The organism is Pseudophaeobacter sp. C1-32P7 (genome assembly GCF_041008775.1).
GTDB lineage: Bacteria > Pseudomonadota > Alphaproteobacteria > Rhodobacterales > Rhodobacteraceae > Phycobacter > Phycobacter gallaeciensis_A.
The window spans coordinates 163983-179966 of the sequence record NZ_JAXGFR010000007.1 but is presented as its reverse complement, the minus strand read 5'-3'; the positions used below and the strand labels follow the sequence as shown (position 1 = coordinate 179966).

General features: G+C 63.1%; 16 protein-coding genes. 11 read left to right on the top strand and 5 right to left on the bottom strand.

Annotation, left to right across the window (positions count from 1 at the left end):
- Window positions 1-28 precede the first annotated feature (28 nt).
- Window positions 29-643 carry an LbetaH domain-containing protein gene (locus SM763_RS12285; protein WP_368998705.1) on the top strand — a complete coding sequence of 205 codons (615 nt, stop codon included), beginning with the start codon at window positions 29-31 and terminating at the stop codon, window positions 641-643.
- 178 nt (window positions 644-821) lie between these two features.
- On the opposite strand, the gene SM763_RS12280 is transcribed toward SM763_RS12285, so the two are convergent.
- A complete protein-coding gene (locus SM763_RS12280; protein ID WP_368998704.1) occupies window positions 822-1406 on the bottom strand; it encodes a TetR/AcrR family transcriptional regulator in 585 nt (194 codons plus the stop codon).
- A gap of 106 nt (window positions 1407-1512) precedes the next feature.
- Here SM763_RS12280 and SM763_RS12275 point away from each other — a divergent pair, with 106 nt between their 5' ends.
- Window positions 1513-1977 carry an MAPEG family protein gene (locus SM763_RS12275; protein WP_274827652.1) on the top strand — a complete coding sequence of 155 codons (465 nt, stop codon included), beginning with the start codon at window positions 1513-1515 and terminating at the stop codon, window positions 1975-1977.
- A 92-nt stretch (window positions 1978-2069) separates the two neighbouring features.
- On the opposite strand, the gene SM763_RS12270 is transcribed toward SM763_RS12275, so the two are convergent.
- From SM763_RS12270 to apbC, 3 genes are read right to left on the bottom strand one after another with little or no spacing between them, the layout of a single operon-like run.
- On the bottom strand, window positions 2070-2549 hold the full coding sequence (locus tag SM763_RS12270; RefSeq protein ID WP_065272586.1) for a DUF6505 family protein: 480 nt from the start codon (window positions 2547-2549) through the stop codon (window positions 2070-2072).
- On the bottom strand, window positions 2549-3265 hold the full coding sequence (locus tag SM763_RS12265) for a biotin/lipoate--protein ligase family protein (RefSeq protein ID WP_368998703.1): 717 nt from the start codon (window positions 3263-3265) through the stop codon (window positions 2549-2551). The genes SM763_RS12270 and SM763_RS12265 overlap by 1 nt, the downstream gene beginning before the upstream one ends.
- Entirely contained in the window at window positions 3262-4329 is a 1068-nt protein-coding gene (gene apbC, locus SM763_RS12260) for an iron-sulfur cluster carrier protein ApbC (protein ID WP_065272588.1), read from the bottom strand. Before apbC ends, SM763_RS12265 begins: the two co-directional genes overlap by 4 nt.
- A gap of 83 nt (window positions 4330-4412) precedes the next feature.
- Between apbC and SM763_RS12255 the strand changes: the two genes are divergently transcribed.
- Window positions 4413-5297, top strand: coding sequence for a hypothetical protein (locus tag SM763_RS12255; RefSeq protein WP_274834572.1), 885 nt, complete (start codon window positions 4413-4415; stop codon window positions 5295-5297).
- Here SM763_RS12255 and SM763_RS12250 read toward each other — a convergent pair.
- Complete coding sequence (locus SM763_RS12250) at window positions 5291-7237, bottom strand: 4Fe-4S binding protein (protein ID WP_274837586.1); 1947 nt, start codon at window positions 7235-7237, stop codon at window positions 5291-5293. The two genes, SM763_RS12255 and SM763_RS12250, sit on opposite strands and share 7 nt — an antisense overlap.
- A 374-nt stretch (window positions 7238-7611) precedes the next feature.
- Between SM763_RS12250 and SM763_RS12245 the strand changes: the two genes are divergently transcribed.
- The 8 genes from SM763_RS12245 (at window position 7612) to SM763_RS12210 (ending at window position 15983) form a co-directional block, all read left to right on the top strand.
- The gene (locus SM763_RS12245) at window positions 7612-8151 is read left to right on the top strand and encodes a DUF3305 domain-containing protein (protein ID WP_065273714.1); all 540 of its coding nucleotides are present in this window, start codon (window positions 7612-7614) and stop codon (window positions 8149-8151) included.
- Entirely contained in the window at window positions 8148-8837 is a 690-nt protein-coding gene (locus tag SM763_RS12240; protein ID WP_274827657.1) for a DUF3306 domain-containing protein, read from the top strand. Before SM763_RS12245 ends, SM763_RS12240 begins: the two co-directional genes overlap by 4 nt.
- Window positions 8834-9475 (top strand): TorD/DmsD family molecular chaperone, encoded by a 642-nt coding sequence (locus SM763_RS12235; RefSeq protein WP_065272591.1) that lies wholly within the window; start codon window positions 8834-8836, stop codon window positions 9473-9475. The genes SM763_RS12240 and SM763_RS12235 overlap by 4 nt, the downstream gene beginning before the upstream one ends.
- Before the next feature lie 59 nt (window positions 9476-9534).
- Window positions 9535-9726: a twin-arginine translocation pathway signal protein gene (locus SM763_RS12230; RefSeq protein WP_065273715.1), complete on the top strand. Its 192-nt coding sequence runs from the start codon at window positions 9535-9537 to the stop codon at window positions 9724-9726.
- A gap of 115 nt (window positions 9727-9841) precedes the next feature.
- Complete coding sequence (locus SM763_RS12225) at window positions 9842-12736, top strand: formate dehydrogenase subunit alpha (protein ID WP_065272592.1); 2895 nt, start codon at window positions 9842-9844, stop codon at window positions 12734-12736.
- Between the two features lie 12 nt (window positions 12737-12748).
- On the top strand, window positions 12749-13342 hold the full coding sequence (gene fdh3B / locus SM763_RS12220) for a formate dehydrogenase FDH3 subunit beta (RefSeq protein WP_368998702.1): 594 nt from the start codon (window positions 12749-12751) through the stop codon (window positions 13340-13342).
- A 97-nt stretch (window positions 13343-13439) separates the two neighbouring features.
- Entirely contained in the window at window positions 13440-14660 is a 1221-nt protein-coding gene (locus SM763_RS12215) for a formate dehydrogenase subunit gamma (RefSeq protein ID WP_368998701.1), read from the top strand.
- Window positions 14661-14681: 21 nt separating this feature from the next.
- Window positions 14682-15983 carry a c-type cytochrome gene (locus SM763_RS12210; RefSeq protein WP_368998700.1) on the top strand — a complete coding sequence of 434 codons (1302 nt, stop codon included), beginning with the start codon at window positions 14682-14684 and terminating at the stop codon, window positions 15981-15983.
- Window position 15984: the final 1 nt, after the last annotated feature.

Here is a 15984-nt window from a genome sequence, read left to right as displayed (position 1 = left end):
GCAAGAGATCGGAACAGGAAAACAGACCATGGCCCGCCTTCAGGCAGATCAGCCCTTCATCCATCCCGATTGCCAGATCACCGGCAGCCACTTCGGTGCCTATGTGGAGATCGGCGCAGGCAGCCGCATCGCGAACAGCCGCTTTGGCGATTACAGCTATTGTGACCGCACCTGCGATATCGCCAATGCTGAGGTGGGGAAGTTCGCCAATATCGCCAGCTTCACCCGCATCGGGGCGACGGATCACCCGATGGAGAAGGCGTCATTGCATCACTTCCTCTACCGCTCAGCCGATTACTGGGATGATGCGGAGGCGGACGCCGGCTGGTTCGCCCATCGCGCCAGCCGCATGGTCCATATCGGTCACGACACCTGGATCGGCCACGGGGCGATGATCAAGCCCGAGGTGACCATCGGCCATGGCGCGGTCGTGGCGTCAGGTTCGGTCGTCACCAAGGACGTCGCGCCCTACACCATTGTCGGCGGCAACACCGCCCGCCTGATCCGCCGTCGCTACCCCGAAGCGGTGGCCGAGGCGATGATTGAGCTTGCATGGTGGGACTGGGACAATGCCACCCTGAGGGCCGCGCTGCCGGACTTCCGCGCGCTGAAGGCGGAAGAGTTCCTAGAAAAATACGCTTGAGTTTAGATGGGCGGGGTGCTCCCGCCCGTGTCTGGCCCTTCTGTGAGAAGGGCCGTCCCGGTTGGGCCCGGCGCCGCTGGCGCGGCGCGGGGGGATTGGGGGGGCGTTGTAGACGTTTGCAGAGTGTGTTGGGCGGGTTTGAGCACGGCGGAGATCACGATGCATACGGCACCGTTTTTCATGTGGATCGAAGAGATGCGATCAACGCGCTGACCATCTCGGATGCGTTGTGTTTCAAAGGGTCTCTCACGCTGTCGGCAAGCCCGAACATGAGCAGCAATCCCAGTACCGCCGAGTGTATTGCCAAGGCTTCCTGACGCACGTCTTTTGCATTGCCGTCCAGCCTATCCGCAAGGGCGCCATACATCCTATCGGTCACAGGGTGAATCCTGTCTAGCAGCGCAGCACCGTGAGAGGCTTTGGCGCTTTGCTTGAGGGTCTGCGGCAACAGGTACATCATCCGAAATCGCTCGAGGTCCTCAAAATGAAATCCGGCGATGGCTCTGACAAATGCCTCGACGGCCTCATCGCGCCTCGTGGTCCCGGACACCGACTGTATTGCGGTCTCCGCTTCAGCCTCAAGCCACGGAAGAAACATCGCGGCGAGCAGGTTATGCTTGCTTGGATACCAGTAGAGCACCGCTTGTTTCGTGCACCCCAGACGACGGGCTATCGCATCGAACGATACCGCCGCCAGACCTTCGGATGCCAACAGGTCGCGAGCGGTTTCCAAAATCTGATCACTTGTATTCTTGTGCGGCATCGACACGATCCTTGACTGCTTACCAATGGTAAGATACTTTGTTTACCAATGGTAAGGAAGGGTGAGAACCTTTGCCAACCAAAGGCGCCACATGGGGAGCCGAAAGATGACCGCACTCACTTTGGAAAATCCGGTCTTCGTCACCTATGTGATTGCCGCTGCGCTCCTGGTGCTCAAGGTTATGGCCCAGGGTTGGATGACAGTTCACCGAATGATGAAAGTCAGGGCGGGCTGGGCGAGTCCCGAAGACCTTCAAAAAGGGCTCCTCAATACAGCTCCCGATCCGTCGCAACTGGACGTCAATGAATACGTTGACCGATCCCGTCGGATGCACCGGAATGACCTGGAAAACATACCGGCCTTCTGGGCGGCAGGCCTTCTGTTTGTGGCAATCGGCCCTTCTGTCTGGCTGGCGCATGTCCTGATGTATGGTTTTGTTGCGGCGCGGCTGGCGCACTTCTGGGCCTACACGACGAAGCAATCCCATGAAATCCGGGCGACATTCTACACCGTCGGGTCCCTAATCGTCATTTACATGGCGTGCCATGTGCTCTGGGTTGCGATCACGTAGGCACACGCGTTCACCCGCGCCGCGTCAGCGGCGCCCGGCCCAACGGGAGCGGATCATACCCATGATCCGGCGACGGGCGGGAGTGCTTCGCCTCAGCCCTCGATATCACCGTGGATGGCGAATTGCTCAAGGCCTGCCGATTGCGCCTCGATCATCCGGTAGCTTTCGCGCACGCCCGCATCGGTCAGCTCTCGCATCACCGTCAGCAGGGTGTTGGGCGCGTGATCGGCGCAGAGGTCGGCCATGTGGGCGATCTCCTCGGCCGCCACGGGGCGGGCGGCGGCCACATCCGGCGCGCCGTAGTAGCTGACAAAATGATGCGCCAGAAGGTCGGTCAGGGTTTCCAACTCGGCCTCTTCGATCTTGGTCACCGCGACGAAGGTCACCCGCCCGCCGGTTTCCAGCCCCATCCAGCCATTGGAAAAGGCCTGACGCTGCTTGCCGGTCAGATCCGCCTCGCCCCAGTTGGAAAATTCAAAACCGCCCGAGATGCACCATTCGCCGGTGCGGGCCGGGCTGGCAAAGACGTTTTGATCGCTCTCGTCGAAATGGATGGCGCGGGCCAGTTGCATCACGGGGTCTCCAGAAGCGTTGTCAGGGGGATCAGATGGGTGGTGTCGCCGTCGCGCAGCAGCATGCCGAAATCCTCGTCAATGCCAAGGAAGGTGCCGCTGAGGTCATTCTGCCGGGTCTCTTCGCCGATACCATGGGCGAGGCCACGCCATTCTTCGTGCAGCGGTTTGGAGCCGTCCTCTTCCCAGCGGGTGATCCAGTGCAAGCAGTGGCGGGCCCAGCTTTCGACCAGCGCAGGCGCCTCCACATCGGCGCAGCCTTCGGCATAAAGCGCGGTGTCCTCGGGCGCGGCACCGCCATCCTCGTCTTTGGGCCAGAGCGGCAGCTCCAGCCCGATCACCAGCCAGTCGGGCTCTGCCGCCGGATCGCTGGTGCTGGCGGCGGCGCGCAGGCGGCCGCAGCGGGCGCCGTTGATGCGGATCGCGCCGCCCCATTCCAGATGCACCGCGACCTCGGGCGGGGCCAGGGCGCCAAGCGCGTTTTGAAAACCGACGCCGCAGGTGGGCAGCATCGCCATGGCGCGCGCGAGCGGCACTTCGGGGGCAAAGACCAGTGCCGCGCGCAGGGTGTCATGCGCCAGATTATAAACCACCAAGCCGGCATCACAGCCCAGGACCGCCTGTTTGCAGGCGGTCTCGAACGGGTCCTCAGGGCCGGTCACCGCCTCGCCGGACATCAGCGGCGGAAAGGACAGGGCAGGGGTGGCCTCGCTCATGCGGCGCCCCGTTGGATAAGACCGAGTGCCACCTCCTGGAATGCCTTGGCCTGCGGGCTGTCAGGTTTGCTGACCACCACCGGCGCGCCGCCATCAGCGGCAAGGCGCACGTCCAGATGCAGCGGGATTTCGGCCAAAAGCGGCACGTTCAGCTTCTTGGCTTCGGCGGCGACGCCCCCATGGCCAAAAATATGTTCCTCATGGCCGCAGTTGGAGCAGATATGGGTGGACATGTTTTCGATCAGCCCGACGATCGGCACGTGCAGCTGTTTGAACATGTCGATGCCCTTGCGCGCGTCGATCAGCGCAACGTCCTGCGGGGTGGAGACCACGATGGCGCCATCCACATGGGCCTTCTGCGCAAGGGTCATCTGCACATCGCCGGTGCCCGGCGGCAGGTCCACGATCAGCACATCCAGCGCGCCCCATTGCACCTGCATCATCATCTGCTGCAGCGCGCCCATCAGCATCGGACCGCGCCAGACCACAGCCTGATCCTCGTTTGTCATCAGGCCGATGGACATCATGGTGACGCCGTGGTTGCGCATCGGCAGGATGGTCTTGCCATCGGGGCTGGCGGGACGGCCGGACACGCCCAGCATGCGCGGCTGCGAGGGGCCATAGACATCCGCATCCAGCAGACCGACACGGCGGCCTTCGGCAGCTAGCGCGCAGGCGAGGTTCGCCGAGACGGTGGATTTGCCAACGCCGCCCTTGCCCGAAGCGACCGCGATGATGCGATCCACGCCAGGGATCTTCTGCGGTCCCTGCGGCTGGGCGGCTTTCTTCGGTTTCAGATCCGGCGGCGGCGCCTTTGTGGAATGGGCGGTCAGCAGGGCCGAGACCTTCTCGACCCCGGCAAGGGCGGTGACCTTGGCCTCTGCCGCGTCGCGCACGGGGGCGTAGGCCTCGGCGCGGGCCGGATCGACTTCCAGCACGAAACGCACGGCGCCGTCTTCGATATTCAGAGCCCGCACGATGCCGGCGGCGACGATATCGCTGCCGCTGACGGGGTCGGTGATGGTCTTCAGTGCCTCGAGGACAGTTTCACGGGTGAGGGACACGCCGGTCTACTCCTTTGGTGGGTTCGTTTGCGTCTGTGTACGGAACACTTGACTGAAATGTAGGTTGATCCCTAGCATTTCGAATGGTCCGTTTGTCTTTTCTCTATCCGATCCGGCCAGAGCGTGCAGCGCTCAATTTTACCGGGGTGCGTGCAGCGCTCAGTTTTGCAGGAGTGCCTGCATTGCTGCACTGGATCAGGACTGCGGCGGCGGGCCGGGCTGCGTTGATCCCGGTGCTTGTGCTCTGGCTGCTGACGGTCGGCAGTCCTGTTCAGGCCGAGGATCGGTTGGTCCGGCTGGCGGTGCCGCAGGCGCTGGTCGAAACCGGATTTCTGAAACATCTGCTGCCGCGGTTTTCCCTGAAAACGCAGGTGCGTATCGAACTCGTCACGCCCGGCGCAGCTGCCGAGGCCGCGTTTTCCGACGTGCCCAAGGGAACGCCGGTGTTTCAGGATGCGGCCGCGCTCTGGCACATGCAGGTGCTGGATGGCGCCCATCCGGGCACGGCGCGGTTTGTCGACTGGCTCGGCTCGGACGTGGGCGCGCGCACGATCACCGCCTATGCGCCGGATGGGGTGCAGATGTTCACCCTGCCGCAGATCACCGCCGAGGTGGAGGAAGAAATCGTCTTCGAAGGCGACGCGATGAAAGGACAGAACCTGTCGCGCAGCAAATGCGGGCGTTGCCACGCGGTGGCCGAGGACATGCGCATGACCGATATCGGATCGACGCCGTCCTTTTTCGTGCTGCGGGCGCTGCCGGATTGGGACTACAGGTTCCAGGCCTTTTATGCGCTGAACCCGCACCCCTCCTTCACCCAGGTCGCCGATGTGACCGAGCCCTTCCCCGCGGACCGCCCGTCTCCTATCGTGCCCGTGGCAATGACGCTGGACGAGCTGGAGGCGATCCTGGCCTATGTGTCCAGCCTCACCCCGGCAGATCTGGGAGCTCCCTTGCAACATCAGTGATCGCGTCGCTTGCTGAGGTAATCCGCCGTGGTGCGCACGCGCGGGCGTTCCTTGCCTTCGAAGGGATTGTTTTCCTGATGGAACTGCGCGTTGACCCGGCAATCGTCGCACATCTGGATCATCCGTGCCGCATCCGAGGTGGCGAACATCGCGTGTTTTCCGGCCAGTTTTTCGGTGATCCGTTCGATGGTGGATTTCACCCCGAACAGCGTGCCGCACTCGACGCAGGCAAAAGGTTCCTCTTCGTGCACCACCACCTGGCTTAGCGCTTCGGGCTGGAGGTTCAGGCGCGGTTCATAGCTGATCGCCTGTTCAGGGCAGACATTGGCGCAGAGGCCGCATTGCAGGCAGGCGTCCTCTTGGAACCGCAGCTGTGGCAGGTCGGGATTGTCCCCCAGCGCGCCGGAGGGGCAAAGGGAGACGCAGGACAGGCACAGGGTGCAGCTGTCGGTATCGACCAGCACCGCGCCATAGGGCGCATCATCCGGCAGGGGCAGCATGTCGGCCTCAGGCGCCAGCGCGCGAGCGGCCTGACGGGTGATCTGGCGGCGGGTGCCCATGGGGCGCAACGGCTCATTTATCGGCGCGGGCACTTCGGCGCCAAACAGCGCATCGCTCAGCGCGTCAGGGTCGTTCAGGTCCAGCAGCGTGGCCTTGTCGCCCGCGATGGCCTGGGCCAGGGTCAGCTCACGCTCCTGCACTGCGCGGTCCACCTTGGGCGACATCAGCAGCGACACATGGGCAAATCCGGCGGCCAGTGCCGCGAGGATTTCGGCATGACCAAAGGTATTCATCGCTTCCAACTCCAGCGGCAGCACATCGGCAGGCAGCCCGCGACCGAACCGGGCCGCAAGGCGGATCATCTCGGCGCCGTGTTCGTTCACCACCAAGAGGCGCGGGGCGCTGCCCCCGGCATCGAGATAGGCCTTTGCCAGCACCTGAATGCGGCGCATCAGCGTATCGGTGGGCGGCGCGTCATAGGTGATCGAGCCAGAGGGACAAAGCGAGGCACAGGCGCCGCAGCCGGCGCAGATCATCGGGTCGATGCTGACGTGATCGCCATTGGGGCTGATGGCGCCGGTAGGGCAGACATCAAGACAATTGGTGCAGCCGGTCTGGCTGGCACGTGAATGGGCGCAGAGCAGCGGTTCGCTGCGCACGTAGAGCGGTTTTTCGAAGGTGCCGACCAGTTGGCTGGCCTCCAGCACCGCATCGGCCACCGCCTGCACGCCCTTGGGGTCGGCGCGCAGGTATCCTTCGCGTTTTTCATGGGCCGGGAACAGCGGCGTGCCGCCGGTCAGGTCCAGAATGATATCGCATTCCGAGTGACCACCATCGCGGGGGGCTGTCCAGCTCCAGCTGCGGCCGGTGGTGTCGAGCTGCTGCAAGGCGTCGATGGTGACCTGAAACTGGCCAAGCGCGCCAGAGGCCTGCCGCAGCTGTCCCCGCACCACGTCGAAGTCGCGGCTCATCGGCGGTTCGTCTTCACCTGTCAGCAGCACCGTCACGGCCAGACTGTCCTGCAACCGTTTGGCGGCGGCCAGCGCCACATCGCCCGAACCGACGATCAGGCACAGGCCCTCGGACACCACATCGACGGTCTTAGCCGCCGAGGTATCTAGCGCCGCCTCGGCCACGAGGGCGGACATTTTGGGTAGCAAATCGCCCTCATCAGCGGTCCATCCGGCCCTGTCCCTGAGGTCAAGGAAGGCCGGAGAGGGGGCACCGATTTCGCCCGCGATCTCCTCGAAAAGGCGCTGTTCCTGAGTGCAGCAAATGACCGCGTCTCCGGCACCGATTGCAGCGGCAGCGCTGTCGGTCTGGCTGGTGCAAAGGGCCGAATGCATCTTTGAACATGACAATCCCGTGACGTCGGAAAGTCGCTCCGAATCGATCTCCTGGGATCCGGAACAATCGCATAGAATCAACTGCTTGGCCATTCTTTCCTCGCTTGCATCAGGGCTGGCGTGACGGGCGGATAACCGCCATCCGGGCCACAGATTAGGCATGATTCTGAAGCCACGTAAACCGGTTTGCACCCCGCAGCAGGCCCCGGATGGGGCGCAAAATACCGGGGTGATTCGCGTGGTTTTGTGTACAGCGGTATTCCGATTATTTTTGTCGACATAGACAATTCGACCAAGGCGGAACTCTGCCCCCCTGCGTCTGCCCCAATTTGTCCGGGTTGCGGGAAATTTGCAGATGGGGCGCAGAGCAGGCTTTCACGAAGGCGTGACCTTGCGGCACACTTGTCCGACGCAGGGAGATGTAGGGTGCGCAACCAGTGAGCCGTAGTTTGGACAAGACCGACGTGATGCCGCTTGGCATCGTACTTCGCCGGACCCCGGGGGTGACCCGCTGGGCACGATGGTCTTGGAAGGTGGCAGGCGTCTTGCCCGCAGCCCGGTCCGCAGACTGGCAATTGCTGCGCGAGGAAGACGGCGCCAGCGAATTCCACGCCGCGACACTGCCGCTGGAACTGCACCGCGCCGATGCCGAAGCCTATATGCACGGGCTGACCGCCGAACCGCCCTGTGTCTACGTTGTGATGCGTGAAAGCGATGATGCCGACCGCCCGCTGGAAATGACGCTGGTCACCGCCTCTCCTTACGAGGCGCAGGACTATGCCGACAGCGGCGAGGAACTTGTGGAGAAGGTGCCGATGCCCTCTGGTCTTGTGGCCTGGGTGCGGGAATTCGCGCTGGCGCATTTCAAGGAAGAGGAATTCAAGAAACGCCGCCGTGACAAGCGCACCGTGGGGGAGGCCGAGGATGGCATTGGCGATCCGCGCATCGCGCAGCTGACCGACGTGTACCGCTCGCCCGCCCTGGTCAAGAAGGGGCGCCTGCAATGAGCCGCGATTTCTGGTCCCGCCGCAAGGCCGCCGTAGAGGCCGAAGCCGCAGCCGAAGCCCGCGCAGAGGCTGCTGTTGAGGCAGCAGAACGCGACGCGGCGCTGGAGGAAAAGAGCGACGCCGAGATACTGGCTGAGCTGGAATTGCCCGATCCCGACACGCTGGAGGAAGGCGACGATTTCAAGGTCTTCCTGCGTGACGTGGTTCCGGCCCGCATTCGCACCCGCGCCCTGCGCCGCCTGTGGCGTCTGAACCCGGTGCTGGCCAATATCGACGGGCTGGTCGATTACGGTGAGGATTTCACCGACAGCGCCATGGTCGTGGAGGGCATGCAGACCGCCTATCAGGTGGGCAAGGGCATGACCAAACACGTCGAGGAACTGGCCCGTCAGGCAGCAGAAAAGGCCGAGGCCGAAGCGGCAGTCGCCGCTGCACCCGCCGAAGGCGCACCCGAAGAGGGCGCAGAAAGCGAAGAGCAGGGCACAGACATCGCCGCAGAGACCTCTGAGGTCGTCGCTGCCGGGCCTGCACAGACCGCCGACGACTGGAACGCCACCCGGCAAGAGCAGCAGACCGAGGCTGACCCGAGCGGGGATTCCGGTGATACTGCCCCCGGGAACATGATGCCGCGCCGGATGCGCTTTTCCTTTGATGGAAGCCAGAGCCAAATCCGGGGCACGGCATGAACAAGGAGCAAGACATGACAGCCACCGCTGATGCCGCAGCGCCGTTGGTAAGCGAAGAGGACCGCCTGCGCGCGGATCTGTATAATTTCCTGGGTCTCATCCTGGCGTCGCCGCCGGATGAGTTCCTGCTGGGGCAGACCGCTGGTCTGCAGGGGGATGACACCGATCTGGGCGTGGCGATCAACGCGCTGGCCAAGATCGCCAAACTGTCGAAGCCGCCCGCGGTGGAGCGAGAGTTCAACAAGCTGTTCATCGGCCTCGGCCGGGGTGAGTTGCTGCCCTATGCCAGCTACTACCTGACCGGGTTCCTGAATGAAAAACCGCTGGCGCAGCTGCGCCGGGACATGGCGGCGCGGGGCATGACCCGGGCGCAGAACGTCTATGAGCCCGAAGACAATATCGCCTCGCTGATGGAAATGATGGGGGCGTTGATCGCGGGCCGCTTTGGCGAACCTGCCTCGCTGGCCGATCAGAAGACCTTCTTCAACACCCATATCGGCCCCTGGGCCGGTCACTTCTTTTCGGATCTCGAGAAGGCAAAGAACTCGGTTCTCTATGCCTCGGTCGGCGCTGTCGGCCGGGTGTTCATGGAGATCGAGGCCGAAGGGTTCCGGATGAGCGCGGAGAAATCCGCATGAGCCGGGGCGGCAAGGTCCGCCCCACAACCGTGAGCGATCACCAAGGAGGAGAGACTCACATGACCAAGAAAGCAGAGGCAGCATCGAGCCGCCGCGACTTTCTGAAGATCGCCGCAACCACGGCGCCGCTGGCAGCGGTGGCGGTTGCGACGACCGGGGGCGAGGCCGAGGCCGCCGCACCTGATCTTGCAAAGGAGACGATGCAGGATACCGCGCATACCCGCGCCTATTACGAAAGCGTCCGGTTCTAACGCGCCGCATGCATCCCATGACCGACGGCAACTGGTTGCGTGACGCCCGACCGCCAGAGGTTTTTCGTTAACCCAGCGCGCTTTCTGAGGAGGAAGCAAGCAAGGGAGGTTCTAAATGCTTAGGAAAAAGACCAACGGGGTTGCGAGACGCCCCCAGCGGACCAGTATCCTGTCCAACGTCGCGGAAACATCCGTCGACCGCCGCGCCTTTTTGCGCGGCTCCGGCTTGGCCATCGGCGGCCTGGCTGCCATCAGCGCCACCGGCGGGTCGGTGACCCAGGCCAATGCGGCCACCGCTGCGGCGGGCGCTGTTGAAACCGTAAAATCCGTCTGCACCCACTGCTCGGTCGGCTGTACCGTCGTGGCAGAGGTTCAGAACGGTGTCTGGGTCGGGCAGGAACCCGGCTGGGACAGCCCGTTCAACCTCGGCGCCCATTGCGCCAAGGGTGCATCGGTGCGCGAGCACGCCCATGGCGAGCGTCGTCTCAAGTACCCGATGAAGAAAGAGAACGGCGAGTGGAAGCGCATCAGCTGGGATCAGGCCATCAACGAGATCGGCGACGGCATGATGCAGATCCGCGAAGAAAGCGGACCTGACAGCGTCTACTGGCTCGGCTCGGCCAAGCATAACAACGAACAGGCCTACCTGTTCCGCAAGTTCGCCGCCTACTGGGGCACGAACAACGTGGATCACCAGGCACGGATCTGTCACTCCACCACCGTTGCGGGTGTTGCAAACACATGGGGCTACGGCGCCATGACCAACAGCTACAACGATATCCATAACTCCAAGGCGATCTTCATCATCGGCGGCAACCCGGCCGAGGCGCACCCCGTCTCGCTGTTGCACGTGCTGAAGGCCAAGGAGCAGAACAACGCGCCGCTGATCGTCTGCGATCCGCGTTTCACCCGCACCGCGGCCCATGCCGACGAATATGTGCGCTTCCGTCCCGGCACCGATGTGGCGCTGGTCTGGGGCATCCTGTGGCACATCTTCGAAAACGGCTGGGAAGACAAAGAGTTCATCCGTACCCGTGTCTGGGGCATGGACCAGATCCGCGAAGAAGTGGCCAAGTGGACCCCCGAAGAGGTCGAGCGCGTCACCGGCACGCCCGGCAGTCAGCTGCGCCGGGTTGCGCGCACCATGGCCAACAACCGTCCCGGCACCGTGATCTGGTGTATGGGCGGCACCCAGCACACCACCGGTAACAACAACACCCGCGCATACTGCGTGCTTCAGCTGGCGCTGGGCAACATGGGTGCATCGGGTGGCGGCACCAACATCTTCCGCGGCCATGACAACGTGCAGGGCGCAACCGACCTTGGCGTTCTGTCGCACACGCTGCCGGGCTACTATGGCCTGTCCAAAGGCGCCTGGGCGCATTGGGCGCGGGTCTGGGAAGAGGATCCCGAATGGCTGGCAGGCCAGTTCGACACGCTGAAAGGCGCGGACGGCAAAGACAAGAGCCTGCAGAACCTGACGGGTATTCCGGTCAGCCGCTGGATCGATGGTATCCTTGAAGACAAGGAAAACATGGATCAGCCGAACAACGTTCGGGCCATGGTTCTGTGGGGCCACGCGCCTAACTCGCAGACCCGGATGACGGAAATGAAGACGGCGATGGAAAAGCTGGACATGCTGGTCGTTGTCGACCCGTATCCCACCGTTTCCGCCGTGCTGCATGACCGCGAAGACGGTGTCTACCTGCTGCCGGCCTGTACCCAGTTCGAAACCCGCGGTTCCGTGACCGCGTCGAACCGGTCGTTCCAGTGGCGCGACAAGGTGGTGGATCCGCTGTTCGAAAGCCTGCCCGATCACGTGATCATGGCGAAATTCGCCAACAAGTTCGGCTGGGCGGATCGGCTGTTCCGCAATATCGAGATGGAAGACGCGGAAACGCCGAACATCGAGAGCATCACCCGCGAGTTCAACAAGGGGCTGTGGACCATCGGCTATACCGGTCAAAGCCCGGAACGGCTGAAGAAGCACATGGCGAACCAGCACACCTTTGACCGCACCACGCTGCGCGCGGTGGGTGGCCCGGCCGATGGCGACTACTACGGTCTGCCCTGGCCTTGCTGGGGAACGCCCGAGATGAACCACCCGGGCACGCCGAACCTTTATGACATGTCCAAACCGGTCTCCGAAGGTGGTCTCACCTTCCGCGCCCGTTTCGGCGTGGAGCGGGACGGTGACAACCTGCTGGCCGAAGGCGTCTATTCCGTGGGCTCTGAAATCCAGGACGGCTATCCTGAATTCACCATGCAGATGCTGATGGATCTAGGCTGGGACAGCGACCTGACCGACGAGGAACGCGCCGCGATTGATGCTGTGGCGGGTCCCAAGACCAACTGGAAAACCGACCTTTCCGGCGGCATCCAGCGGGTCGCGATCAAGCACGAATGCGCGCCCTTCGGCAACGCCAAGGCCCGTGCCGTCGTGTGGACCTTCCCGGATCCGGTGCCGGTTCACCGCGAACCGCTCTATACCAACCGCCGGGATCTGGTTGCGGATTATCCAACCTACGAGGATCGCAAATTCTATCGTCTGCCGACGATGTATGCCTCGATCCAGAAGAAGGATGTCTCGCAGGACTTCCCGATCATTCTCACATCCGGCCGTCTGGTCGAATACGAGGGTGGCGGCGACGAGACCCGCTCCAACCCCTGGCTGGCCGAGCTTCAGCAGGACATGTTCGTGGAAATCAACCCGCGCGATGCCAATAACCTTGGCGTGCGGGATGGCGAACAGTGCTGGGTCGAAGGTCCCGAGGGCGGCAAGGTCAAGGTCATGGCCATGGTCACCGAACGGGTCGGCGAGGGCGTTGCCTTTATGCCGTTCCACTTCGGCGGTCATTTCCAGGGCGAGGATCAGCGGCACAAATATCCCGACGGCGCTGATCCATATGTGCTGGGCGAAAGCACCAACACGGCTCAGACCTACGGGTATGACAGTGTGACCCAGATGCAGGAGACCAAGTGTACTCTCTGCAAAATCATGCCAGCGTAAGGAGATAGAGTAATGGCAAGAGCGAAGTTTCTCTGCGATGCCGAACGCTGCATCGAATGTAACTCCTGTGTCACCGCCTGTAAGAACGAGCATGAGGTGCCCTGGGGGATCAACCGCCGCCGCGTTGTGACCATCAATGATGGCAAGCCCGGCGAACGGTCGATCTCGGTCGCCTGTATGCATTGTTCGGACGCGCCCTGTATGGCCGTTTGCCCGGTGGACTGCTTCTACCAGAACGAGGAAGGGGTGGTTCTGCACTCCAAGGACCTCTGCATCGGTTGTGGCTACTGCTTCTACGCGTGCCCCTTTGGCGCGCCGCAGTACCCGCAGGCAGGCAACTTTGGCAGCCGTGGCAAGATGGACAAATGCACCTTCTGCGCCGGTGGCCCGGAGGAGAACCACTCCAACGCGGAGTTCTCCAAATACGGTCGCAACCGGATCGCCGAGGGCAAGCTGCCCATCTGCGCCGAAATGTGCTCGACCAAGGCGCTGCTCGCCGGTGACGGCGACGTGGTGTCTGCCGTCTACCGCGAACGCGTCGTGGCGCGTGGGTTCGGCTCGGGTGCTTGGGGCTGGGGCACGGCTTACGAGCAAAAGGGCGGCTAAACCCGTCTTTTCAGCGTAAAGCTGGGGATGGCCTGCCGTGCGCGGGCCATCCTGACCTATCTGTTATACATACGACAAACCCGAAGGAGTGTGGCACATGCTGCGCATGGCTTTCGCATTTGTTCTGCAACTTACGCTGCTGGTTGGCGCGGTGCAGGCCCAGGAGGCGGCTGTACCAGCGCCTGCGGACCGCAGCGCCACAGGTGGTGCGCAGACGCTTGAAGATATCCTCGCCCGGCAACGCGGCGAGAAACTGGATGACTCCTTCCGCCGCGACGCAACCGGAGACCCGGATGCGGCGGCAGGGATTTCCCAACAACTTGGCACCCTTGGCGGTGTCTCCGACCCCGAGGTTTGGCGCCAGGTGCGCTATGGTTCGGCCGAGGTTACCGTCTCTGCCGGGGGCGAGGTCGCCAGCGTCCTGATGCAGGATGGCGGCATGACCTGGCTCTCCTTCCGCGAGGGGCCGCTGCGCCAATACGGCGGCTGGCTGCTGCTGGGCACCCTTGGGGCGCTGGTGGTGTTTTACCTGCTGCGCGGACGTATCCCCGTCGACGGAGAGCTGACCGGCCGCACCGTCACGCGATTCAAATTCATCGAACGGATGGCGCATTGGACATTGGCCGGATCCTTCATCCTGCTGGGGATCACCGGCCTTCTGACCCTGTTTGGCCGCGCCTTCATCGCGCCCTATCTGGGCAAGGATCTGAACTCCTTCCTGCTGATCTATGGCAAATGGCTGCACAACTCGGTCGCCTGGGCCTTCATGGTAGCGCTGGTATTGGTCTTCGTGATGTGGGTGATGCACAATATTCCCAACCGCACCGATCTGGTCTGGATCCGTCAGTTCGGCGGTATCATCGGCAACAAGCACCCGCCCGCGAAGAAATTCAACGCAGGTCAAAAGGTGATCTTCTGGTCGGTGATCCTGTTCGGCGCCTCGATTTCGGTCTCGGGTCTGTCGCTGCTGTTCCCCTATGAGCTGCCGCTTTTTGCCAAGACATTTGCGGTGCTGAACGACATCGGTCTGCCGCAGTGGGTCGGGCTTGGCACCCTGCCGGAGCAGTTGTCTCCGCAAGAGGAAATGCAGTTCGCCCAAGCCTGGCACGCGATCATGGCCTTTGTGCTGATGGCGATCATCATCGCGCATATCTACATCGGCTCGGTCGGGATGGAAGGCGCCTATGATGCCATGGGAACGGGTGAGGTGGATGAGGCCTGGGCCCATCAGCACCATTCGATCTGGCTGGACGAGGTGCTGGAGGAAGAAAAGGCCAAGGATGCCGGACGCGCCAAGGGCGCCACACCGGCGGAATAGCCTCTGGGGAGCTGCGGCACCATGCGTTTCCTTGCCAGCCTGAGCCTTGTTGCAAGTCTTTGCGCCGGAGCGGTTGCGGCGCAGGGCTTCACCACGCTCAAAGGCCACGGCGGCCCCGTGATGGGGCTGGCGACCGCGCCCTCGGGGCAGGTGGCCAGTGTCAGTTTCGACAATTCTGCGGCCCTGTGGCAGGACCGGCAGCCGCTGTGGCTCGAAGGTCATAATGCGGCGGTGACGGCGGTGGCCTTTGCCGGGGCAGGGCGTCTGGTGACGGGCAGCGATGATTTCACAGTCCGCCTGTGGGAGCCGGATGGCGGTGTGCGCCTGTTAGGCACGCACAGGGGCAAGGTGCGCGGTCTGGCGATTTCGCCTGACGGGCGATCTGTCGCCTCGGCGAGTTGGGACGGCAGCGTCGGGATCTGGCCGCTGGTAGGCGGTGCGGGGCGCAGCCTCAAAGTTGGCAGTGGTGTGAATGACGTAGCCTTTGGCCCCGAGGGCAGCCTCTTTGCCGCCACCATGGATGGCGGGGTGTTGCGGTTCGATGCAGAGCCGGGCACAGCGCCGCGCCCGCTGGTGCAGCAGGGGTTTGGTGTCAACCGGCTGATCGTCGACGCTCGGGCAGGCTGGCTGGCCTATGGCGCGGTGGACGGGGCGACCCGCATCATCGACATGGAGAGCGGCGCCCCGATTGCCGATTTCACCCTCGACCGTCGCCCGATCCTGGCGATGGCCTATCACGCCTCCACCCGCCAATTGGCGGTGGGGGATGGTCATGGCTACATCATGATGATCGACACTGGCAGTGATGGGAACGGCTGGCGCATCGCCCGCGATTTCCGTGCCACGCGGCAGGGGCCGGTCTGGGCCCTTGCCTTTTCGCCGGATGGCAACACCATTTGGGCGGGAGGACTTGATGATGTGGTCTATGGCTGGCCGGTGGCGCTGATGAATGAATTTGACCCCGCGATGGGGCAAGAGCGTACATTCCTGCGTCCGGCCGACAGCATGCCCAACGGCGAGCGGCAGTTCATGCGCAAATGCTCGATCTGCCACGCGCTGACTGGCGGGGAGAGCCGCAAGGCCGGACCCAGCCTGCACGGGCTGTTCGGACGCCGCGCCGGAACGCTGCCGGGATACCGGTATTCGCCGGTGCTGCAGGGTTCTGATATCATCTGGAACGACGACACGATCGATGCGCTGTTCGATCTGGGACCGGACCACTACATTCCGGGGTCGAAAATGCCGATGCAGCGCATCACCACCGCCGAGGACCGCAAGGACCTGGTGGGTTTTCTGAAACACGCAACGCAACCGGAGAAGTGAC